Origin of the sequence: Flavobacterium keumense (assembly GCF_029866485.1) — a bacterium.
GTDB lineage: Bacteria > Bacteroidota > Bacteroidia > Flavobacteriales > Flavobacteriaceae > Flavobacterium > Flavobacterium keumense.
The window spans coordinates 2,488,287-2,510,694 of the sequence record NZ_CP092332.1 but is presented as its reverse complement, the minus strand read 5'-3'; the positions used below and the strand labels follow the sequence as shown (position 1 = coordinate 2,510,694).

Sequence of the window (22,408 nt, the reverse complement as noted above, 5' to 3'; positions counted from 1 at the left end):
TGGAATTAGGCCGTTTTTTGAACTACTTCAAAAATTTTAGCATCTTCACATTTTAATGTTTTAAAAGGGAATTTGACTAACAATGCATAATCGTGAGTTGACATCAAAACGGTTTTTCCATTTTCATTGATTTTGCGAAGTACTTCCAACACTTCGGCACTGGTTTGTGGGTCCAAGTTACCGGTTGGTTCGTCTGCTAAAATTAATTCAGGGTCATTCAATAAGGCTCTTGCAATAGCAACACGTTGTTGTTCTCCACCAGATAGTTGGTGTGGCATTTTATTGGCAAAATCTTTCATTCCCACTTTATCTAATACTTCGTCTATTTTTTGAAGCATTTCAGTGTTGTCTGTCCAGCCTGTTGCTTTCAAAACAAAAAGCATATTGTCTTTTACGGTACGGTCTGGGAGTAATTTGAAATCTTGGAAAACAATTCCGATTTTTCTTCTCAAAAAAGGAATATCGTCTTCTTTTAAAGTAGCCAAATCAAAATCTACGATATGTCCAGCACCTTCTTTTAGCTCTAAATCGGCATACAAAGTCTTTAATAAACTACTTTTACCTGAGCCTGTTTTTCCAATAACATAAATGAATTCCCCTTGTTTTACTTCAAGGTTTACGTCAGATAAAATGGTTTTTCCTTCTTGATAGATAGTAGCGTTTCGTAAAGATAAAATGGACTGTGACATAATTTGCATTTGTTTATGTGGTAAAAGTAATTATCAATTGGCAATTATCAATTATCTAGCGCAATTTTTTTTATTTTTTGTTAAAACAATTGTTCATAATAAATACTAAAACCATTTCGTTATACGCTATATAATATGATACATTTGAATTTTAAATAAATAGTATAATGCGTACACTCTCTGGGATTTTATTCACCCTACTTTTTTGGGGAACTTTATCGGTTTCAGCTCAAAAATCAACTATATATAATTCTAATTCAAAAGATTTTGAAACGGCAGTTTCGTTATATACTGCGGGTCAATATGCATCTGCAAAATTAGTTTTTGATCGCATCAAAACAAATTCAGCGAATCAAGAAGTCTTGTCGGATTGTTTGTATTATACCGCCATGTGTGCTATTCGCGAACGTCAACCTAGTGCAGGGAGTTTGATGGAACGCTTTGTTTCGGATTATCCAACGAGTACGAAGAGAAATCAAGCCTATGTTGAACTAGGTCATTTTTATTTTCAACAAGAAAATTACGAAAAAGCCTTGTCTTGGTATGAAAAAGTAGATGAAATGTATTTGGGAGCTAACGAAAGCGAAAAATACAATTTCCAAAAAGGATACAGTTTTTTTGTTGCTAAAAACAAAAAAGAAGCCTCAATCTATTTGAATAAGGTATTGAATACGCCAAATTACGGTTCGCAAGCCAAATACTATTTAGGTTTTATGGCTTATGAAGGAGATGATTATAAGCGAGCAACTCAATATTTTGACGCAGTTGCTACCGAAGGGAAATACAAAGAGCGCATGTCGTATTATCAATCGGATATGAATTTTAAGCAAGGAAATTTCCAAAAAGCGATTGATTTGGGAGAACAAGCAATGGCTAAATCGACACTGGCAGAACAATCCGAATTGAATAAAATTATTGGTGAAAGCTATTTCAATTTGAAAGAATATGAAAAAGCAATTCAGTATTTGAAATTATACAAAGGAAAAAATGGAAAATGGACGAATGTTGATTTTTACCAGTTAGGATTTGCGTACTACCAACAAAAAGAGTTTCAGGAAGCGGTTTCGCAATTCAATAAAATTATTGATGGAAAAGATTTTGTAGCGCAAAATGGCTATTATCATTTAGGTCAGAGTTATTTGCATTTGGACAAAAAGCAAGAAGCGTTAAATGCGTTTAAAAATGCTTCTGAAATGGATTTTGATGCTTCGTTAAAAGAAGAATCGAGTTTGAATTATGCAAAATTGAGTTACGAAATAGGTAATTCGTACGAAAGTGTCCCTGCTATTTTGATGGCTTTTTTGGAACGCTATCCTCAAAATTCAAATCAGTCGGCGATTGAAAAATTATTAATTGATTCTTATATTTCTTCTAAGAATTATAAAGAAGCTTTGGCAATTTTAGAGAAAAAAGGCACTCAAGAAAACAAGTTGGCCTATCAAAAAGTGCTGTTTTATAGTGGTTTGCAATCCTTTACCGATGGAGAATACAAAGAAGCGTTAGAGCGATTTGAAAAAGCAATTGGTCAACAAAAAGACGCTTTGATTACAGCAAGAGCTACGTTTTGGAAAGGAGAAACTCAATTTGTATTGGATGATTTTAAAAATGCGTTATTGACATTCAAACAGTTTATAAGTTTTGCTGAAGCGATCAACACTGCTGAATTTAAAAATTGCAACTACAATATAGCTTATGCGTACTTCAAAATGAAAGAATACGACCAAGCAGGAAATTATTTTCAAAAACAAATCGAAAAAGGGACTGACAAGGTGCGTATGAACGATGCCTATTTGCGTTTAGCAGATTGTCGATTTGTAACTTCAAAATATTGGCCGGCTATGGAGGCTTATGCCAAAGTAATTGAGCAGAAGGGTGTTGATGCTGATTATGCTTTTTATCAAAGAGCCATTTCGTATGGTTTTGTAGGTAAAAATGAGAAAAAAATCGAGAACTTGGTGTCGTTTTTACAACTTTACCCTAAATCAGAATACCGAGATGATGCGTTGTTTGAATTAGGAAATACTTATGTGACCGAGAATAAAGACGAGAAAGCCATTGCAACTTACGATCAATTGATTAAAGAGTTTGAAAATGGTTCATTTGTGTCTAAATCTATTTTGAGACAAGGTTTGGTGTATTATAACGCAGATAAAGACACCCAAGCTATAGCAAAATTCAAGCAGGTTGTGGCCGCGTTTCCAAAATCGGCAGAAGCTTTAGAAGCCGTTTCCACCGCTCGATTAATTTATGTTGAAAATGGAAAAGTAGATGAATATGCTTCTTGGGTTCGTACGCTAGATTTCGTAGCTGTTTCGGATGCCGATTTGGATAATGATACGTATGAGTCTGCCGAGAAACAATACCAACAAAGTAACACTAGTCAAGCAATCACTGGATTTGGAGCGTATTTGACCGCATTCCCAAAAGGGATTCACGCCTTGCAGGCTCATTTTTATTTGGCGCAATCCCAATATTCAAATGGGTCAGAGGAAAAATCAATACCCAATTATGAATATGTAATTGCGGAGCCACGAAACGAGTTTACAGAGCCGTCTTTAATGCGATTAGCTGAAATTTTCTTGAAAGCAAAAGAAGTAGAAAAGGCAATTGTAGTTTTATCTCGAATTGAAACTGAAGCGGATTTGTTGCAAAACAAAACCTTTGCTCAAGCCAATTTGATGAAATTGTATTACGATAAAAAGGATTATGCTAACGCGGTGGTGTATGCTGAAAAAGTACTAGAAAATCCGAAGACAGAGGCCGATGTTAAAAGCGATGCGCAAATTGTAGTGGCGCGTTCTGCAATGGAAACAGGCGATGAAGCAAAAGCGAAATCGGGCTACGAAAAATTGATGACTGCTCAAGGAGAATTGGGAGCAGAAGCCTTGTATTATGATGCGTATTTTAAAAATAAAGCAGGAAAGTTTGAGGATTCCAATGTAGCTATACAACAATTGGCCAAAAATTATTCTGATTACAAATATTTTGGTGCCAAAGGGTTGTTGTTAATGGCAACTAACTTTTATGCTTTGAAAGATAGTTATCAAGCCACCTATATTTTAGAAACTATCATTAAAAACTTTACGGATTTTCCTGAGGTTGTGGCTCAAGCCCAAAAAGATTTGGAAACGATAAAAGCGGAGGAATCTAAAACCAATTCGTCAATCACTAATTAATTCTATGAAATTACCATTTTATATAGTAGATGTTTTCGCTGAAGAAAAGTATGCAGGAAATCAATTAGCTGTTTTTGAAAATGCTCACAACTTGACTACAGAACAAATGCAGGCTATTGCTAGCGAAATTAATTTTGCCGAGAGTACGTTTATCACGCAACTGGATGCTGAAAACAATACAGCTGAGATTCGAATATTTACCCCAGAGTTTGAAATGAAATTTGCAGGTCACCCCATTATTGGAACCTCGTGGGTGCTGATGAATAGAATCTATTCCACTAATCCTAACAATATCAACCTTAGCGTTCCGGTGGGGACTATTCCGGTTTCTCAAGAAGGAGATTTAGTGTGGTTGCAATCAGCTCAACCGGAGTTTTTTGACACGTTTCAACCAGAGGGTTTTTTAGAATTTAGTAATTTAAAAAGAACTGATTTCTCTACGGATTTTCCCATTCAAGAAGTAAGCACTGGGAGTGCCTTTGTAATGGTTCCGCTTCAAAATAAAGAAGCATTGGCTCATTTGGAATTGAATACCGCCAAGATGAACGAATGGTTGCATTTGAATTGTAAAACTAATTTTAGGGCGTTGTACTTTTTTTATTTAGAAGACGGAAATTTGTTCAGTAGAATGTTGTATTTGGAAAACAATCAATTGAAGGAAGATGCAGCAACAGGGAGTGCGAGTACTTGTTTACAGGCATTTTTGTTGAAATATTATCAATCTGATTTGCAAATAATAAACCAGCAGGGAGATTATATTGGACGTCCTTCAAGAATATATTTTGATGGAAAATGGAGTCAAGATCATTTCGAAATTAAAATTGGTGGGAAAACACAATTCATCGCAAAAGGAGAATGGGAGGTTTAATTTTTTAATAAAACGGCTATTCACAGTTGGTTTAATAATAAAGAATATGAGAAAAAATAATTTGAAATATACAGTATTGGCGCTTAGTTTAGCATGGAGTTCATTGGCTTTGGCACAAAAAAAACAAGACAAAATGCGAACGGAAGAAGTAAATGTGGTAAAATCATATACGCCAACTATTTCGGATGCGTTTAAAATAAAAGAAACACCTGCTTTAAATGAGGAAGGAATCACTGCAAAAGAAACGGTGAAGTACAGTATTTTTTCTTTCCCAGTGGCTTCTACTTTTACACCTTCAAAGGGTGGTGCTGAAAATGTAGATAAGGAAGAAATTGGTCGTTTTTATAAAAGTTATGCCACTTTTGGAGGAGGTAACTTCGGGACTTTGAATGCAGAGTTATTCGCTACTCAAGATTTGAATTCGGAAGAATATGTGGCGGGAATGTTGCGTCATCTTTCCTCTCAGGGAGGAATAAAAGGCGTAGCCTTAGATAATTCGTTTTATGATACTTCATTAGATCTAACCTATGGTGCCGAAGCAAAAGAATTGTCTTGGAATATTAATTTAGGCTATCAAAATCAGATTTATCATTGGTATGGATTGCCAACTAATTTTATGGACGCATTGACGCCAACTATTCATGATATTATAGTAGCAGGAATCAATCCAAAACAATCGTATAACACCATTACATTAGACTCTAAAATAGAATTTGATGAGAGCATTTTGGAGGCTTCAAGTTTTAAATTTGCTCATTTTTCAGATGCTTTCGGTTCGTCTGAAAATAGATTCTATGCTAAACCGTCGTTTCAATTTCCTGCTTTTGGAAAACAAATAAAATTGAACGCTATTGTGGATTATTTGGGAGGAAAATTTGAGAATAATTACACCCGAACTAATTCGGAACCATTAGAATATGGATATACTAATTTCGGACTTTCGCCAAGTTATGAATTGGAAAAAGACAATTGGACCCTACATTTAGGTTTGGGATTGTACTATAGTTTGGATACCAAAAATAGAAACAACAAGTTATTTCTGTATCCGCAAGTTACAGCCTCTCATAAAATAGTGGGTGATTTAATGATTTTCTATACCGGAGCTGAAGGTGGGTTAGACCAAAATTCCTATTTGAATTTTGTGGACGAAAATCCGTTTTTGTCGCCTACTTTACAAATTGCGCCAACCAACAAAAAGTATGATGTTTTTGCTGGTTTAAAAGGTAAATTGGCAGATAATATAAGCTATAATATTAGAGGTTCTTTTGTAGATGAGAATAACAAAGCCTTGTTTAAAAGTAATGATTTTTCGGCTAATTTCAACTACGGACCCTATGCGTATGGAAATTCGTTACAAGTGGTCTATGACAATGTAAAAACACTACGCTTCTTTGGTGAATTGAAAGCGGATATTACCGAAGCGATTCATTTTGGTGCCAATGGTACGTTGTCTGTTTATAATACAAAAACACAAGCCGAAGCATGGAATTTACCAGCGATACAATTGAATGCGAATCTAGATTATACCATAAACACAAAATGGTACGCTGGTGCGGATGTGTTTTTTGTGGGTTCCCGAAAAGATCTACAAATCAATACTGATTTGATTTATGTTTATCCGCCAACTTATGTTCCAACGACTTTAAAATCGTATATTGATTTGAATGCTCATGTGGGGTACAAACATAGTGAACGATTGACTGCCTTTTTGAAAGCCAATAACATTGTTAATCAAGCGTATCAAAAATGGTTGAACTACCCGGTTCAAGGATTTCAAGTGGTATTGGGTGCGAATTATAAATTTGATTTTTAATACGATTCTACTTTGACCACTTTCAAACAAAAAACGCACACCTATTATTTACAGTTGGTTCAAGATCGAATAGATGTCTTTCGGGATATGATTTCGGCCTTGACGGAAGATTCTAAAAACGATGCCAAAGGTTCTGCTGGAGATAAGCACGAAACGGCTTTGTCGATGATGCATATCGAACAAGAAAAACTGAATCATAAATTGAGCGAAGTCTTAGCTCAAAAAGCTATTTTAGATAAAATGGATCCGTTAAAAGTAACAGAAACGATTGCTCTGGGGAGTTTGGTTAAAGCCAATAGTATTTATTTGTACCTCAGTGTCGCCTTGCCTAAGATTGCTATTGAAGGAGTAAATGTGATTGCCTTGTCGCCACAATCGCCTTTGGGAAGTAAATTGATGGGCAATCCAATTGGGTTTACTTTTGAGATTAATGGGACTCACTATTGTATTGAGAGTATTGAGTAAAAGTTTAAAATTACTACCAACGCAGAACCTACACTTGTAAGGAAAAATAATTATATTTGAGAAATATAAAGCGAAACCAACTTGCGCCAATCTACCCTATATTGGGTGTATATACGAAAGTTTGTTTCGCATATATACAAGTTGGTGGCAAGTTGAGCCGAAATTACGCAGGCAAATCCAATTTGAAAATAAACAGTTGTTTCCGCCAAATGTTTTCAAAGCAGAAGCGTGAAAATTGGAACGTACCAACAGAAACTTAAACAGTTGAAACTTGGAAAACAGAAGCGTGAAAATTGGAATCTACCAACAGACTCGAACAAAAGCTAACAGGCGAAGCAAATCTAAAAAGCAGAAATTAACAATACTAAATATCAAAGAATGAGCATAATTTTATTTTTTTTGCCATTATTATTTCAAATTATTTTTGGCAGAAAAGCTATAGGTGGAGATATTAAATTAAGCTTTGGAACAGTTTGCTTGATTAGTTTTTTAGGCCAAATCCTAACAACCATTTTGGAGCATAACATAATTCTATCTAACCTTCAAAAAAACAGTAATTTTTGTGGATTACCATTAGTTGGACTTATAATGGTTTCATTATTTCTTACTTTCATCTTAATTATTACAATATTTATTCAAGACCGAATTAGAAAGTCTTATGGCTATGTTGAAGAAATTGATGCTAAAGATGATGATGAATATGAAAAGTATCAAGAAGATGAAGAAGATATCACTTTCTTAGAATAAAACAAGTTAAAATGTAAAGTGAAAACAGAAGCGTGAAAAATTTGCGGTAATTCGTAATTTCGACAAAACAACCAGCCACCAACACACGCTACAAGCAAGCTGGGCAATTGGCTTAATTTGAAGATAGTTTGTGTTTGACACATTTGTTTTTAACCGAAAGAATACGCATCTTTAATCCCAGCCTGCGTGTAGCGCGGGAACGTTACCAGCAATACTATTAAAATCGTATCTTAATGATTACAATAATTTCTCTTATGTGGCTTTTTATTCCTGTATTTGTGTATCCTCCAATTCACAAAATATGGAGAAAAAAAAGGAGTTATAATTTATCTTTGATAATAGCTTTAGTTTTGCCAATACTATCTATACTATCATTTCAAAATAGATCCACTACAATTGAAAAGCAAAATCTATTTTTTTCTATATGTCCAATATTATTTTTACTGTTCTACAAATATTATGATAGAATAATTTTAAAAAAATATAATCGACATATTTACTTTTACGTAAATTGGTCTTTAAACTATTTTATTGATGATGAAGAATCTGAAGAATCAACCTCACTTGAGTTTTGGTTAAAATTATCCTTATTTATATTCCCACTTGGCATATGCTTTTTAATAAGCGAAATAATAAATCTGATTTAGTTCTTCTGCTAAAAGCCGTATATCGCAATAGCGAATTTTGTAGTAAATTCACGTTTACATTTCGCAAGAATTTTTGTCTTTAATAGAAAAAATAAAGTTCCGAATTTCGCAACCTCGCCAAGCCACAAATTAGCGGTAATTTGCCCGGGACACTAGAAAAACAAGACCTAAAATGTATGACTTAGAATTTTACTTATATGGAATAATTCCAATGCTTATTGGAATACTAATTATGTTTAAGTCAATCCAAATTTCACTTAAAAGAAAAATGATTTTGAATTGGTTAATGACATTACTGATTTTTGTTTCGTTTGTTTTGGCAGAATATATGTTGTTTATGATATCTTTTACAGAAGCTTGGCCGACATATTTACCGCATATTTTATTAGTTTTAAATTTAATTCTGTTAGGTATTCAGTTGTTGATAAAGAATAGAAAATCGGAAATTATATAATAGGTAAACAACCGTTAACAGTGGTTTCGCGCAATAGCGGGTTTTATTTTTCTTAGACGGAAATTACTCAATTGGGAATTTACATATCTTTACAACAAAGCGGTAAATTGCTGCTACTGCTCAGAGCCGCAGAACGTTAGGTGCAAAGCTTAACAGACTATTTCAGTAAATACTAAAATACCTTCCTTTTTACAGTTTTTAACTTTACCTTTCAATTTCTTTTATTTTAAATTACATTTATACTATAAAATTGATTATTTGGTTTTATTTTATAACTAAAAATACATTTTATGTTTTTCAATCGTAACTTTTAAACCATCTTTGCCGTATCAAAATAACAAAAAGTAAATTTTTAAGATTATGTGCGGAATATTAGCCATCATTGGAAAAGGAAAAGATGAACAATTAGTGAGAGAACTTTCAAAAAGAATGACCCACCGTGGTCCAGATGAAAGTGATTTACATATTACAGAGAATGGACATATTTTAAGTCACGAGCGTTTGTCAATTATTGACTTGCATTCAGGACGTCAACCTATTCAAGGGACTTCAACAGCTTGGATGGTGCATAATGGAGAGGTTTACAATCACCAAGCATTGCGAGATGGTGTTTTGAAAGGGCATACTTTTAGAACCAAATCTGATTCAGAAGTAATTGTTCATTTGTATGAAGAATTCAAATACGATTTCTGTAATATGTTGGATGGAGATTGGGCTTTTGTGGTAGTTGATGGAGACGATTTTATCGCAGGTAGAGACCCAATGGGAGTGAAGCCATTGTACTACGGTTTGGATGATAGAGGAAGAATCTATTTTGCTTCTGAAATGAAACCTATTGCTGACCAATGTAAAACGTTCTCAACATTTCCTCCAGGACATTATTATACACCTAACACTGGTTTTGTAAAATACTACCAACCAGAATACGAAGATTACACTAAAGCAGATCAAGATTTAGATTTGGATCTAATTAGAGAAACGTTAACTGAGGCAACTCGCAAACGTTTAATGAGTGATGTGCCAATTGGAGTATTACTTTCAGGAGGTTTGGATTCGTCTTTAACATCTTCAATTGCGTCACGATTATTGAAAGAAAGTGGTAAAAAATTACATTCGTTTTCAATTGGTTTAGATGCTGATGCGCCAGATGCTAAAGCAGCTAAAAAAGTAGCAGAGTTTTTAGGAACAGAGCACCACGAAGTACACTTTACTATTGAACAAGGTATCGAAATTTTAGACAAATTGATTTGGCATTTAGAAACCTATGATGTAACGTCTATTCGTGCAAGTACACCAATGTATTTCTTGTCGAAAGCCATTACTGATATGGGAATCAAAGTGGTGCTTTCAGGAGAAGGTGCTGATGAGATTTTTGGAGGGTATTTGTATTTTAGAAATGCGCCAACGGTAGAAGATTTCCAAAAAGAAACGATTGAAAGAGTTCAAAAATTATTCACTGCTGATTTATTAAGAGCAGATAAGTCAACGATGGCTCACGGTTTAGAGGCTAGGGTTCCGTTCTTAGATAAAGCCTTCTTGAATATGGCAATTCGTATCAAACCAGAAGAAAAAATGCCAAAAACCTACGATGGTAGAGAGAAATATATTTTAAGAAAAGCATTTGATACGCCAGACAATCCGTATTTGCCAGATGAGGTATTGTGGAGACAAAAAGAGCAATTCTCTGATGGTGTAGGGTACAACTGGATTGACCACTTAATTGAATACTGTTCGTCTCAAGTTACTGACGAGCAATTAGCGGGTGCAGAGGCTGAGTTTCCGTACAACACGCCAACGACTAAAGAAGCGTATTTCTACAGAACCATATTTCATAAATATTATCCACAAGTAAGTGCGGCACAAACCGTGCGAAAATGGATTCCAAAATGGCAAGAGAATCAAGATCCAAGTGGTAGAGCCAATGCGGCTCACGTTCAAGCAGATGTTGAGATTGCTAAATAAGATTAGATTAGTTCAAATATTGTTGATAAAAAGACGTTTTTCGTAAGAAGAACGTCTTTTTTTGTTTGAAATATAAACAAATGTTGATAACTTAACATTTATAAAGGCCAATTTCCTTCTCAAATATCCCCTGTTTTTATATATTTGCTTGTTATACAATTTTACATTTTAGATTAAAAATATGAGTGAGGAGATTAACAAGAATAATTATTCAGCGGATAGTATTCAGGCATTAGAAGGAATGGAGCACGTAAGAATGCGTCCATCAATGTACATTGGAGATGTTGGAGTACGAGGATTACATCATTTAGTTTATGAGGTGGTAGATAACTCCATCGATGAGGCTATGGGTGGTCATTGTGATACTATCAGTGTTTCGATCAATGAAGATGGGTCAATTTCTGTTGAAGACAATGGGCGTGGTATTCCAGTTGGAATTCATAAAAAAGAAGGAGTTTCGGCTTTAGAGGTTGTAATGACCAAAATTGGTGCAGGAGGTAAATTTGATAAAGATTCGTATAAAGTTTCTGGAGGTTTACACGGTGTAGGTGTTTCCTGTGTGAATGCCTTGTCCTCTCACTTGAGAGCGACGGTTCATAGTAGTGATGGAAAAATCTACGAACAAGAATACGAAAGAGGTAAGGCCTTGTATCCAGTAAAACAAATTGGAGATACGACTAAAAGAGGAACAATTGTTACTTTTTATCCAGATCCAACCATTTTTACTCAAACTACAGAGTATTCGTATGAGACCTTGTCGTCTCGTATGCGTGAATTGTCTTTCTTGAACAAAGGCATAAAAATCACTTTTACAGATAAAAGAGAAGTAGATAAAGATGGTAACTTCCTTTCTGAAGTATTTCATTCTACAGAAGGTTTGAAAGAATACATTCGCTATTTAGACGGAAACCGTGAGCCAATTATTGGTCATGTAATTTCGATGGATCACGAAAAAGGAGAAATTCCGGTTGAAGTAGCCCTAATTTACAATACAAGTTATTCAGAGAATATCTTTTCGTATGTAAATAATATTAATACACACGAAGGAGGAACGCATTTGCAAGGTTTTAGAAGTGGTTTGACAAGAACGCTTAAAAAGTATGCGGATGCATCTGGAATGTTGGATAAATTGAAATTCGAAATTTCAGGAGACGATTTCCGTGAGGGATTGACTGCGATTATTTCGGTTAAAGTTTCGGAGCCTCAATTTGAAGGACAAACCAAAACTAAATTAGGAAACAGAGAAGTGGTTTCTCCTGTAAGTCAAGCTGTAGCAGAAATGTTGGAGAATTATTTGGAAGAAAATCCAAATGATGCTCGTGTGATTATTCAGAAAGTAATTTTGGCTGCTCAAGCCCGTCACGCTGCTAAAAAAGCGCGTGAAATGGTGCAACGTAAAACCGTAATGGGTGGCGGTGGATTACCAGGAAAACTGTCTGATTGTTCTGAACAAGATCCAGAAAAATGTGAAGTATACCTTGTTGAGGGAGATTCGGCAGGAGGAACTGCAAAACAAGGGCGTGACCGAAATTTCCAAGCCATTTTGCCATTACGTGGTAAAATTTTGAATGTAGAGAAAGCGATGCATCATAAGGTGTTTGAAAGTGAAGAAATCCGTAATATATTCACAGCTTTAGGAGTGACGGTTGGAACCGCAGAAGATAGCAAAGCCTTGAATGTAGAGAAGTTGCGTTACCATAAAATTATTATCATGTGTGATGCCGATGTCGATGGAAGTCACATTGCGACTTTGATCTTGACATTCTTCTTCCGTTTCATGAGAGAATTAATCGAAAAAGGACATGTATATATTGCTGCGCCACCTTTGTATTTAGTTAAGAAAGGTAATAAAAAAGAGTACGCTTGGACAGAAGATCAACGCGATTTAGCGAATGAAAGAATGGGAGGAAGTGCATCCATTCAGCGATATAAAGGTCTTGGAGAGATGAATGCGGAGCAGTTGTGGGAAACTACTATGGATCCAAATTTCAGAACTTTACGTCAAGTAACCATTGAAAATATGGTGGAAGCAGATCGTGTTTTTTCCATGTTGATGGGAGATGAGGTGCCGCCAAGGAGAGAATTTATTGAGAAAAATGCGGTTTATGCTAATATTGATGCATAATCAGAAAATTTCTCTACATTTAGAAGAAAATAATTTTTAAAAATAAAAACATGAAAGTTACAATTGTAGGAGCAGGAAATGTGGGAGCAACCTGTGCAGACGTGATTTCGTATAGAGGAATTGCTAGTGAAGTAGTTTTGTTAGATATTAAAGAGGGTTTTGCTGAAGGGAAAGCTATGGATATTATGCAATGTGCTACTAATACAGGCTTTAATACTAAAGTGATTGGTGTAACCAATGATTATTCAAAAACTGCTAATAGTGATGTGGTAGTAATTACGTCTGGAATTCCTAGAAAACCAGGAATGACTCGTGAAGAATTAATTGGAATTAATGCTGGTATTGTGAAAACAGTTGCAGAGAATATTTTAGTTCATTCTCCCAATACAATTGTAGTCGTAGTGTCAAATCCTATGGATACCATGACTTATTTGGCATTGAAATCTACAGGTTTGCCTAAGAACAGAATTATTGGAATGGGAGGTGCTTTAGATAGTTCTCGTTTTAGATATTATTTATCACAAGCTTTGGATAAGCCATCAAATGATGTTTCTGCCATGGTAATTGGAGGTCACGGTGATACCACAATGATTCCATTAACTCGTTTAGCCTCTTACAATGGTATTCCAGTTTCTGAATTCCTTTCTCAAGAAGCATTGGAAAAAGTAGCTGCTTCCACTATGGTTGGAGGAGCAACTTTGACAGGACTTTTAGGAACTTCAGCTTGGTATGCTCCAGGAGCTTCTGTAGCATATTTAGTAGATAGTATCTTGAATGATCAGAAAAAAATGATTGCTTGTTCTGTTTTCTTGGAAGGAGAATACGGTCAAAATGATATTTGTATCGGTGTTCCTTGTATTATTGGTAAAAACGGAGTGGAGCAAATCGTTGATATTACATTGAACGATGCTGAAAAAGCATTATTTGCAAAAAGTGCTGATGCTGTTAGAAATATGAATGCTGATTTGAAATCAGTTTTAGCATAATTTTTAAATAAAAATTAAAGAGACTGCGTTTTTTTGCAGTCTTTTTTTTGAGATTAATTGGCAAATAAATTGGTTAATCTTAACCTTAAATTATATATTTGCTCGTTTTTAAAAAATAAGTCTTGCTTTTTAATTGGCGATAGATTTAAAAAGCAAGTTTAACTACTGTTTTACAGTATGTTAAGTAGTATAAATAAAAAAATAATTAATTTTTAGTAATAATGCAGAATAAAGGACTCATTAAATTTTTTGCAATTTTATTTGCATTGGTAAGTATTTACCAACTTTCTTTCACTTTCGTAGCTAATAAAGTAGCAAGTGATGCTAAAGCTTTTGCAGGTGGAAATCCTGAAAAAGAATTAAAATATCTAGATTCAATCGGAAAAGAAAAGGTACTTAACCTTGGTTTTTCTGATTTTACTTTTAACGAAGTAAAAGACAAACAATTGAATAAAGGGTTAGATTTAGAAGGTGGAATTAACGTAATTCTTCAAGTTTCAGTAAAAGATATTTTGAAAGGATTATCTAATAATTCTAAAAATCCAGTTTTTAATAAGTCCTTAGCAGATGCAACTGCAAATCAAAAAGGAAATCAAACCTATATTGATGCTTTCTTTGAAGCGTTTGAAGCCAATTCTAAGGGGACAGTGAAATTAGCATCTCCTGATATTTTTGCCAATAGAAGTTTGCAAGGAGAAGGTGGTGTTGATTTTCAAATGACAGATGCACAAGTTCAAAAGGTAATCAAAAGAAAAGTTGATGAGTCTGTAGAGAGTGCTTTTGGAGTATTGAGAAAACGTATTGATAAATTTGGTGTGACACAACCCAATATTCAAAAATTAGGAGAATCAGGAAGAATTCTGGTAGAACTTCCTGGAGCAAAAGATGTAGATAGAATTAAAAAGTTGTTACAAAGTACCGCTCAATTAGAGTTTTGGGAAACGTATAAAGTTGAAGAAATTGGTAACTTTTTAATGGTTGCAAATGAGTCATTGAAGAAAACAGAAGTTAAAAAAGTTGCACCTAAAAAAGTAGCTAAAGATTCCTTAAGCGCACTTTTGACTGATGCTAAAGATTCTGCTTCAACTAAAAAAGGAAACAACCCGCTTTTAGATAAGATTATCGGTCAAGGTGGAGGTCCTGTTTTAGCTATTTTTGCACCAAAAGATACTGCTGTAGTTGGAGGATACTTAAGAAGACCAGATATTAGAATTTTACTGCCTGGAGATCAACGATATGCAAAATTTGTTTGGGGTAAACCAACAAAAATTAAAGATGCTAAATCAAATGATATTGATGCGGTTGAATTGTATGCACTAAAAGGGAATAGAGATAATGTTGCTGCTTTAAGTGGTGGTGTAGTTACAGATGCTAGTGATACATTTGATCAGTTAGGAAAGCCAGCCGTTTCTATGCAAATGAATGGTAAAGGAGCTAAAGCATGGGAAGAGTTAACAGGTAAAGCCTACACTCAAAAAAGTAATATCGCAATTGTTTTAGATAATGTAGTCTATTCTGCTCCCGGAGTATCTAGTGGGCCAATTGCAGGTGGAAGATCAGAAATTTCAGGAAATTTTGATGTTACAGAGACAAAAGACTTAGCCAATGTGTTGAAAGCAGGTAAATTACCAGCTTCAGCTGATATTATTCAGTCAGAAGTAGTAGGGCCATCATTAGGACAAGCTGCTATTGATGCAGGTACTATTTCATCAATTGTTGGGTTCTTATTAGTTTGTTTATGGATGGTGTTTTACTATGGTAGAGCAGGTTGGTACGCTAATTTAGCGTTGTTGTTAAACTTATTGTTCTTATTTGGTATCATGGCAAGTTTTGGTTTTGTATTGACCTTGCCAGGTATTGCAGGTATCGTTTTAACATTAGGTACAGCGGTTGATGCCAACATCATTATATATGAAAGAGCTAAAGAAGAATTACGTGAAGGAAAATCATTGTCTGAAACTGTAATTGCTTCTTATGGATGGAAAGGGGCAATGCGTTCTATTATTGATGCTAACGTAACGCATATTTTAACTGGTGCCATCTTGTTTACTTTTGGTACAGGATTGATTAAAGGTTTTGCATTAACATTATTAATTGGTATTGTAACTTCATTGTTTACTTCAATTTTTATTGCAAGAATATTTATTGACAGAGATATTGAAAGAAACAGCAATCTGACTTTTTCTACTGCAATCACTAAAAATTGGTTCACTAACTTCCATTTTGATTTTATCAAGATTAAAACAATTACTTATGTGTTTTCTTCAATAGTAGTAGTTGTAAGTTTAGTATCTATATTCTTTGTAAATGGATTAGATCAAGGTGTCGATTTTGTTGGAGGAAGAACTTTTCAGGTGAAATTTGAAAAACCAATTGATGCTTCTGTTGTTTCTGAAGAATTATCAAAGGAATTTGGAACTACTGTAGAAGCCAAAGTATTTGGTTCAGATGATCAATTGAAGATCACAACTAAATATAAAATTACTGAAGAGGGGATGGATGTCGATAAAGAAGTAAACGAAAAGCTATTTAAAGCATTACAACATTATTATTCAAATACTTCTTACGATCAGTTTATTAATTCGTATGACGGTAAAAAAGTTGGAGTGTTACAAGCTTCAAAAGTAGGAGCTTCTATCTCTGAAGATATTAAAACTAACTCGTATTGGGCGGTTTTAGGAGCTATGGCAGTAATCTTCTTGTACTTAATGATTTCGTTCCGTAAATGGCAGTATTCATTAGGAGCGATTGCAGCGGTAGCGCATGACGTGATATTTGTATTAGGAATTTATTCTTTATGTTATAAATTCATGCCTTTCCACATGGAAATGGATCAGCACTTTATTGCGGCTATTCTAACCGTTATTGGTTACTCAATGAATGATACTGTAATTGTATTTGATAGAATTAGAGAGTTTATTATGGGTAAACGTAAAGGAAGTTTTGAAGAAATTGTAAACGCTTCTATTAATACAACATTATCAAGAACGTTGAATACTTCATTAATGATGATTTTAGTATTATTGACCATGTTTGTCTTTGGAGGAGAGTCAATCAGAGGATTTATCTTTGCGATGTTAGTAGGAATTATAGTAGGAACGTATTCTTCATTATTTATCGCTACTCCAGTATTGGTAGATACGATTTCAAGATCAGACAAAAATCAAATTGAAAAAGAGCATAAAGAAGCTTAATTTTCAATAGCCTATATTTCAAAAAGGATTCAACGAAAGTTGGATCCTTTTTTTTGCTCTATGTATTCCTTATTTCTTAAGGTAAAAATCTCGATAAAGTTAGCCAATAAGAATCGTCTGTCTGTCTAAATTATTTGTATCTGAAGTTTTTCTTTTTAGGGGGGAAGTATTATCACTCATTTATTGGTAGGTCCAAAATTAAAAAGGCTGTCTACACTAGTAGACAGCCTTTTCTGTTTTAAATCTCAACCGCAGATTTGCAAATTTTTATTAATTGCTTTTCATCAGTTCGAGTGATTTTATTCCAAAGTTCAGTAAGAAAATTGTATCGGGAACAATTTCGTCTAATTAGACCTTTTTTGCAGTAAATACAAAATAAAAACCAGTTAAGATAAAAGGAATACTCAACCATTGTCCAGTTGATAATAAGCCTAAGGCACTCTCAAAACCACCTTGACTTTCTTTTACGGATTCGACCACTATTCGAACGGAAAATAATAACACTAAAAACAATCCGAATAAATAGCCTGATTTTTTACGGGCTTCAGTTTTCCAATACAAGAAAAACAAAATGGCAAACACAAAAATATAACAGAATGCCTCGTACAATTGCGTAGGATGTTTTGCGGGAACTTGTTCTAAAAGGGTTGCAAATTTTGGGTCAGTAGCAATCGCTTTGTAAGCTTCATTTGGATCTGCAATTTGAGTAGCATTAACAGCATCTCTTGGGCTAAAATAATCACGGATAAATTTAATTCCGAAAGAGGATGTAGTTTCTTTTCCAATAATTTCTGAATTAAAGAAGTTTCCCATTCGAACAAAAATTGCCCCACTTGCAACTGGAATCACAATACGATCTAGAATCCATAATTGAGGTTTTTGTAAAATATTTTTGCTGTAAAAATACATAGCCAATATAATTCCGATAGCCGCACCATGACTCGCTAAACCTTGAAATCCTGTAAAATGAAAGTTAGGCTCGAATTTAACTGGTAAAAAGATTTCCAATAAATTGTTTCTAAAGTATTCCCAATCGTAAAAGAAAACGTGTCCTAAACGTGCGCCAGCCAAAGTAGCCAATACCGTCCAAATGAATAACGAATCTAGTTTTTCAATGGTTTCACCTTCACGCACAAAAATATGCTTCATGATGTACCAACCCAATCCAAACGCAATTACAAACATTAAACTGTAATAACGAATCATGAAAAAACCTAAATCAATTCCTTCTGAAGGATTCCAAACAATGGATAAAGTCTGTGTCATTTTTTATATTTATTTAATGTAAAAATAAAGATTTAATTTATAGTTTGTGTTGGCATTTTTTGGGTGGAACTGGATCATAACCACTTCGTCCCCAAGGATGACAGCTTAAAATTCGTTTAGTGCCTAGAAATAAGCCATAAAATAAGCCGTGTGTTTTCAATGCTTCGATCATATACGAAGAACACGTAGGCTCAAATCGGCAAGCAGCGGGAGTAAAAGGAGAAATAGCCACTTGGTAAAAGCGCACCAACATCAAAAAAGGGAAAATAAGAATTTTAGATACCATTATCGTGTTTTTTGAATGAGGTGCAAAGCGTACAATATTACAAACTAAAAGTGGTTCCTTCCTTGCCGTCTTTCAATTGAATGCCTAAAGCTAATAATTGATCTCTAATTTGGTCTGACAAAGCAAAATTTTTATTTTCTCTTGCTTGTTTACGCATTTCGATAAGTAGGTTTACCGTACCTTCTAATTTGTCGTTGTTCCCGTCGCTTACTTTTTCGTCTTCTAAGCCTAAAACATCAAAAACAAAAGCATTCATTGCGGCAGTAAAAGTTTTCAAATCTTCGGCAGTCAAAGTCTCTTTGCCTTCTTTTAAAACATTCACAAAACGAACCCCTTCAAATAATTGTGCAATTAAGATAGGTGTATTGAAATCGTCGTTCATGGCCTCATAGCACAACTGTTTCCATTCGGCAATGTTCAATGTGCTTTGACTAGCAGCAGGAATTGATTCCAAAATACTCATCGCTTCCATCAAACGTTTGTATCCTTTTTCAGCCGCTACAATAGCATCATCAGAAAAATCCAAAATACTTCGGTAATGCGCTTGTAACATAAAGAAACGCGTTACTGAAGCTGAAAAAGCTTTACTCAAAATCGTATTTTCACCGGTCAAAATCTCTCTAGGTAAAATGTTATTACCTGTCGATTTCGCCATTTTTTTGCCATTCAGCGTTAACATATTGGCGTGAAGCCAATAGTTAACAGGAGTTTGTCCTGTACAAGCCTCATTTTGTGCAATTTCACATTCGTGATGCGGGAATTTTAAATCCATTCCGCCACCGTGAATATCAAAATGATTACCCAAATATTTGGTGCTCATAGCAGTACATTCTAAGTGCCAACCCGGAAAACCATCGCTCCAAGGCGAAGGCCAACGCATAATATGTTGCGGTTCGGCTTTTTTCCATAAAGCAAAATCTTGCGGATTTCTTTTGTCCGATTGACCGTCTAAATCACGGGTATTGGCTAACATGTCTTCAATGTTTCTTCCGCTCAAACGCCCGTAATGATTGGTTTCGTTAAATTTTACCACATCAAAATACACCGATCCATTGGCTTCGTAACCAATTCCAGTTTCGATTATTTTTTTGATGATTTCAATTTGTTCAATAATATGCCCTGTAGCTGTAGGTTCAATACTTGGTGGTAAAAAATTAAAAGCACTCAAAATTTCGTGAAAATCCACGGTGTAGCGTTGTACAACCTCCATTGGTTCCAGTTGTTCCAAACGCGCTTTTTTAGCAATTTTATCTTCGCCTTCATCCACGTCGTCCACAATATGCCCTACATCGGTAATGTTACGCACATAGCGCACTTTGTAATCCAAGTGACGGAAATACCTAAAGATCACATCAAACGACATAAAAGTTCTCAGATTTCCCAAATGCACATTGCTGTACACCGTTGGGCCGCAAACATACATCCCAACATTTCCTTCGTGAATAGGGGTAAAAACTTCTTTTTCTCCCGAAAGAGAATTGTATATTTTTAGTTGTTGACTTTTATATAATGGCATTTCTATTTTTTTTAGGAGCTGTTTCCTGCTGTTCGCTGTATCTTTTCTGCCGAAAATCGGCAGTAAAGGATGCCGCTTCCATCAGGGCTAAGGTTTTATGTTGCTAAAGTCGGTTTTCTTTAAAATCGAGTTTCTAATTTGATGTAATCCAAAAATTCTCTTTTTGTTTGTGCCTCTTTGAATTTACCTCCAAATTCCGAAGTTACGGTGCTACTTTCAATATCACCAATTCCTCTTGAATTCACACATAAATGTTTGGCATCAATCACACACGCTACATCTTCAGTACCTAATGCTTCTTGTAATTCTTGTACAATTTGCATAGTCAAACGCTCTTGCACCTGAGGTCTTTTAGCATAATATTCTACAATTCGGTTCATTTTAGAAAGACCAATTACGGTACCATTTGAAATATACGCCACATGCGCTCTTCCAATAATGGGTAATAAATGGTGTTCGCAAGTAGAGTAGACCGTAATGTTTTTTTCCACTAGCATTTCGCCGTATTTGTAGTTGTTATCAAACGTAGAAGCTTTTGGTTTTCTGGCAGGATTCAATCCTCCAAAAATCTCTTTTACAAACATTTTAGCCACTCGGTTAGGAGTGCCTTTCAAGCTATCATCGGTCAAATCCATACCTAGGGTGGTTAGGATATTCTCTACGTCTTTTTTAATGCGTTCAATTTTTTCGTCGTCAGCAATAGCAAAAGCATCATCCCTTAGCGGATTTTTCGCATTGGTACTAATATGATTGTTTCCTATTTCGTCTTGAAATTCTTCGTTATTTATCATTAAAGCTATTGTTATAAAGGGTATGTCAATTCAAGCGGTAAAGATAATTAATAAAATGCAAAAAAAGGAAACCCTTTTATGATTTAATCATTGTGTGTACTAAAAGCAAAAAGCAATACTTTTTGAGTATTGCTTTAGTTTATATCTTAAAGTGAAGTAAGCTTATTTATTTAGCTTTCTACTCGCGTTATACGCAGGAATTGCTTCTTTCAATACCGCTACGGCACGAATTAAATCTTCTTTGTTTAATACGTAAGCAATGCGCACTTGATTCAATCCCATACCGGGTGTAGAGTAAAATCCACCAGCAGGGGCAACCATCACGGTTTCGCCATTCAAGTCGTAACTTTCTAACAGCCATTGCGCAAAATCATCCGTATTGTCCACTGGTAATTCGGCAATGCAATAAAAAGCAGCTTTCGGAGTACTTACTTTTACCCCTTCAATAGTATGTAAGCCTGCAATTAAGGTATCTCTTCGTTCTCTATATTCAGTAATAACTTCGTCAAAATAACTTTGAGGGGTGTCAATAGCCGCCTCGCAAGCAATTTGTGCAATAGTTGGCGGGCAAAGTCGCGCTTGTGCAAACTTCATAGCAGCTGCAATTACGTCCCTATTTTTGGTTACCATACAGCCAATTCGAGCGCCACACATACTGTAGCGTTTTGAAACCGAATCAATCATAATGACATTTTGTTCTACATCTTTTAAATTCATTACCGAATAATGAATATCGTCTCCGTAAATGAATTCGCGGTACACTTCATCGGCAATCAAGAACAAATCGTGTTTTTTTACTAATTCGCCCAACTGAAGAATCTCGGATTCCGAATACAAATACCCTGTTGGATTATTTGGATTACAAATCAAAATAGCTTTAGATTTGGGTGTAATCAACTTTTCAAAATCAGCAATGGAAGGTAATTCAAAACCTGTTTCAAAACCCGAATTAACTGGAACTACTTTGGCAGCAGATTCGGCAGCAAAAGCACTGTAATTGGCATAAAATGGCTCAGGAATAATCAACTCGTCTTCAGGGTCCATGATACTCCCTAGAGCAAATAACAAGGCTTCAGAACCACCAGTAGTGATTAAAATATCTTCGGTGTTTACGTTTACGTTTTGGTTGGTATAGAATTGGGCTAACTTTTTTCGGTAGCTTTCATAACCAGCAGAAGGGCCATATTCGATAATGTCTAAATCAATATTTTTAATAGCGTTAATCGCTATTTCTGGACTTTTGATGTCGGGTTGTCCAATATTTAAATGGTACACTTTGTGTCCTTTTTTCTTTGCCATATCAGCAAAAGGAGCCAATTTTCTAATTGGCGATTCTGGCATAGAGTGTCCTCGGGTGGATAGTTTTGGCATGATTGTAATCTTGAATTGCAAATTTGCAATTTTTTTTCTTAAGTTATTGTAA

General features: G+C 34.9%; 15 protein-coding genes. 9 read left to right on the top strand and 6 right to left on the bottom strand.

Annotated elements, in window-relative coordinates; genetic code table 11:
* Positions 1-5 precede the first annotated feature (5 nt).
* Positions 6-689, bottom strand: coding sequence for a cell division ATP-binding protein FtsE (locus MG292_RS11160; RefSeq protein ID WP_264532648.1), 684 nt, complete (start codon positions 687-689; stop codon positions 6-8).
* Positions 690-856: 167 nt separating this feature from the next.
* On the opposite strand from MG292_RS11160, the gene MG292_RS11155 reads away from it, so the two are divergent.
* The 9 genes from MG292_RS11155 to secDF all read left to right on the top strand — a co-directional run bounded on the left by MG292_RS11155 (position 857) and on the right by secDF (position 17,126).
* Positions 857-3,865: a tetratricopeptide repeat protein gene (locus tag MG292_RS11155; RefSeq protein ID WP_264532649.1), complete on the top strand. Its 3,009-nt coding sequence runs from the start codon at positions 857-859 to the stop codon at positions 3,863-3,865.
* Positions 3,866-3,869: 4 nt separating this feature from the next.
* On the top strand, positions 3,870-4,733 hold the full coding sequence (locus MG292_RS11150) for a PhzF family phenazine biosynthesis protein (RefSeq protein WP_264532650.1): 864 nt from the start codon (positions 3,870-3,872) through the stop codon (positions 4,731-4,733).
* A gap of 46 nt (positions 4,734-4,779) precedes the next feature.
* Positions 4,780-6,546 carry a TonB-dependent receptor gene (locus tag MG292_RS11145; protein WP_264532651.1) on the top strand — a complete coding sequence of 589 codons (1,767 nt, stop codon included), beginning with the start codon at positions 4,780-4,782 and terminating at the stop codon, positions 6,544-6,546.
* Between the two features lie 12 nt (positions 6,547-6,558).
* Positions 6,559-7,011, top strand: a complete 453-nt coding sequence (locus MG292_RS11140) for a hypothetical protein (protein WP_264532652.1) — start codon at positions 6,559-6,561, stop codon at positions 7,009-7,011.
* A gap of 378 nt (positions 7,012-7,389) precedes the next feature.
* Positions 7,390-7,758, top strand: coding sequence for a hypothetical protein (locus tag MG292_RS11135; protein WP_264532653.1), 369 nt, complete (start codon positions 7,390-7,392; stop codon positions 7,756-7,758).
* Between the two features lie 1,461 nt (positions 7,759-9,219).
* The gene (gene asnB / locus MG292_RS11130; protein ID WP_264532654.1) at positions 9,220-10,821 is read left to right on the top strand and encodes an asparagine synthase B; all 1,602 of its coding nucleotides are present in this window, start codon (positions 9,220-9,222) and stop codon (positions 10,819-10,821) included.
* Between the two features lie 181 nt (positions 10,822-11,002).
* The gene (gyrB, locus tag MG292_RS11125; RefSeq protein WP_264532655.1) at positions 11,003-12,946 is read left to right on the top strand and encodes a DNA topoisomerase (ATP-hydrolyzing) subunit B; all 1,944 of its coding nucleotides are present in this window, start codon (positions 11,003-11,005) and stop codon (positions 12,944-12,946) included.
* A gap of 50 nt (positions 12,947-12,996) precedes the next feature.
* Positions 12,997-13,932, top strand: a complete 936-nt coding sequence (gene mdh, locus MG292_RS11120; RefSeq protein ID WP_264532656.1) for a malate dehydrogenase — start codon at positions 12,997-12,999, stop codon at positions 13,930-13,932.
* Between the two features lie 221 nt (positions 13,933-14,153).
* Complete coding sequence (gene secDF, locus MG292_RS11115) at positions 14,154-17,126, top strand: protein translocase subunit SecDF (protein WP_264532657.1); 2,973 nt, start codon at positions 14,154-14,156, stop codon at positions 17,124-17,126.
* A gap of 348 nt (positions 17,127-17,474) precedes the next feature.
* On the opposite strand, the gene lgt is transcribed toward secDF, so the two are convergent.
* The 5 genes from lgt to MG292_RS11090 form a co-directional block, all read right to left on the bottom strand.
* The gene (gene lgt / locus MG292_RS11110; RefSeq protein ID WP_264532658.1) at positions 17,475-18,392 is read right to left on the bottom strand and encodes a prolipoprotein diacylglyceryl transferase; all 918 of its coding nucleotides are present in this window, start codon (positions 18,390-18,392) and stop codon (positions 17,475-17,477) included.
* A gap of 37 nt (positions 18,393-18,429) precedes the next feature.
* Positions 18,430-18,678: a membrane protein insertion efficiency factor YidD gene (yidD, locus tag MG292_RS11105; RefSeq protein WP_264532659.1), complete on the bottom strand. Its 249-nt coding sequence runs from the start codon at positions 18,676-18,678 to the stop codon at positions 18,430-18,432.
* A gap of 37 nt (positions 18,679-18,715) precedes the next feature.
* Positions 18,716-20,194: a cysteine--tRNA ligase gene (cysS, locus tag MG292_RS11100; protein ID WP_264532660.1), complete on the bottom strand. Its 1,479-nt coding sequence runs from the start codon at positions 20,192-20,194 to the stop codon at positions 18,716-18,718.
* 119 nt (positions 20,195-20,313) lie between these two features.
* Positions 20,314-20,985, bottom strand: coding sequence for a GTP cyclohydrolase I FolE (gene folE, locus MG292_RS11095; protein WP_264532661.1), 672 nt, complete (start codon positions 20,983-20,985; stop codon positions 20,314-20,316).
* A 162-nt stretch (positions 20,986-21,147) separates the two neighbouring features.
* On the bottom strand, positions 21,148-22,356 hold the full coding sequence (locus MG292_RS11090; RefSeq protein ID WP_264532662.1) for a pyridoxal phosphate-dependent aminotransferase: 1,209 nt from the start codon (positions 22,354-22,356) through the stop codon (positions 21,148-21,150).
* Positions 22,357-22,408: the final 52 nt, after the last annotated feature.

Bases quoted from the DNA above. Each gene is read 5' to 3' on its own strand.
- MG292_RS11155 (WP_264532649.1), top strand. From the start codon at position 857: ATGCGTACACTCTCTGGGATTTTATTCACCCTACTTTTTTGGGGAACT.
- secDF (WP_264532657.1), top strand. From the start codon at position 14,154: ATGCAGAATAAAGGACTCATTAAATTTTTTGCAATTTTATTTGCATTG.
- folE (WP_264532661.1), bottom strand. From the start codon at position 20,985: ATGATAAATAACGAAGAATTTCAAGACGAAATAGGAAACAATCATATT.
- mdh (WP_264532656.1), top strand. From the start codon at position 12,997: ATGAAAGTTACAATTGTAGGAGCAGGAAATGTGGGAGCAACCTGTGCA.
- gyrB (WP_264532655.1), top strand. From the start codon at position 11,003: ATGAGTGAGGAGATTAACAAGAATAATTATTCAGCGGATAGTATTCAG.
- MG292_RS11145 (WP_264532651.1), top strand. From the start codon at position 4,780: ATGAGAAAAAATAATTTGAAATATACAGTATTGGCGCTTAGTTTAGCA.
- MG292_RS11160 (WP_264532648.1), bottom strand. From the start codon at position 689: ATGTCACAGTCCATTTTATCTTTACGAAACGCTACTATCTATCAAGAA.
- MG292_RS11090 (WP_264532662.1), bottom strand. From the start codon at position 22,356: ATGCCAAAACTATCCACCCGAGGACACTCTATGCCAGAATCGCCAATT.
- yidD (WP_264532659.1), bottom strand. From the start codon at position 18,678: ATGGTATCTAAAATTCTTATTTTCCCTTTTTTGATGTTGGTGCGCTTT.
- MG292_RS11150 (WP_264532650.1), top strand. From the start codon at position 3,870: ATGAAATTACCATTTTATATAGTAGATGTTTTCGCTGAAGAAAAGTAT.
- MG292_RS11135 (WP_264532653.1), top strand. From the start codon at position 7,390: ATGAGCATAATTTTATTTTTTTTGCCATTATTATTTCAAATTATTTTT.
- asnB (WP_264532654.1), top strand. From the start codon at position 9,220: ATGTGCGGAATATTAGCCATCATTGGAAAAGGAAAAGATGAACAATTA.
- cysS (WP_264532660.1), bottom strand. From the start codon at position 20,194: ATGCCATTATATAAAAGTCAACAACTAAAAATATACAATTCTCTTTCG.
- lgt (WP_264532658.1), bottom strand. From the start codon at position 18,392: ATGACACAGACTTTATCCATTGTTTGGAATCCTTCAGAAGGAATTGAT.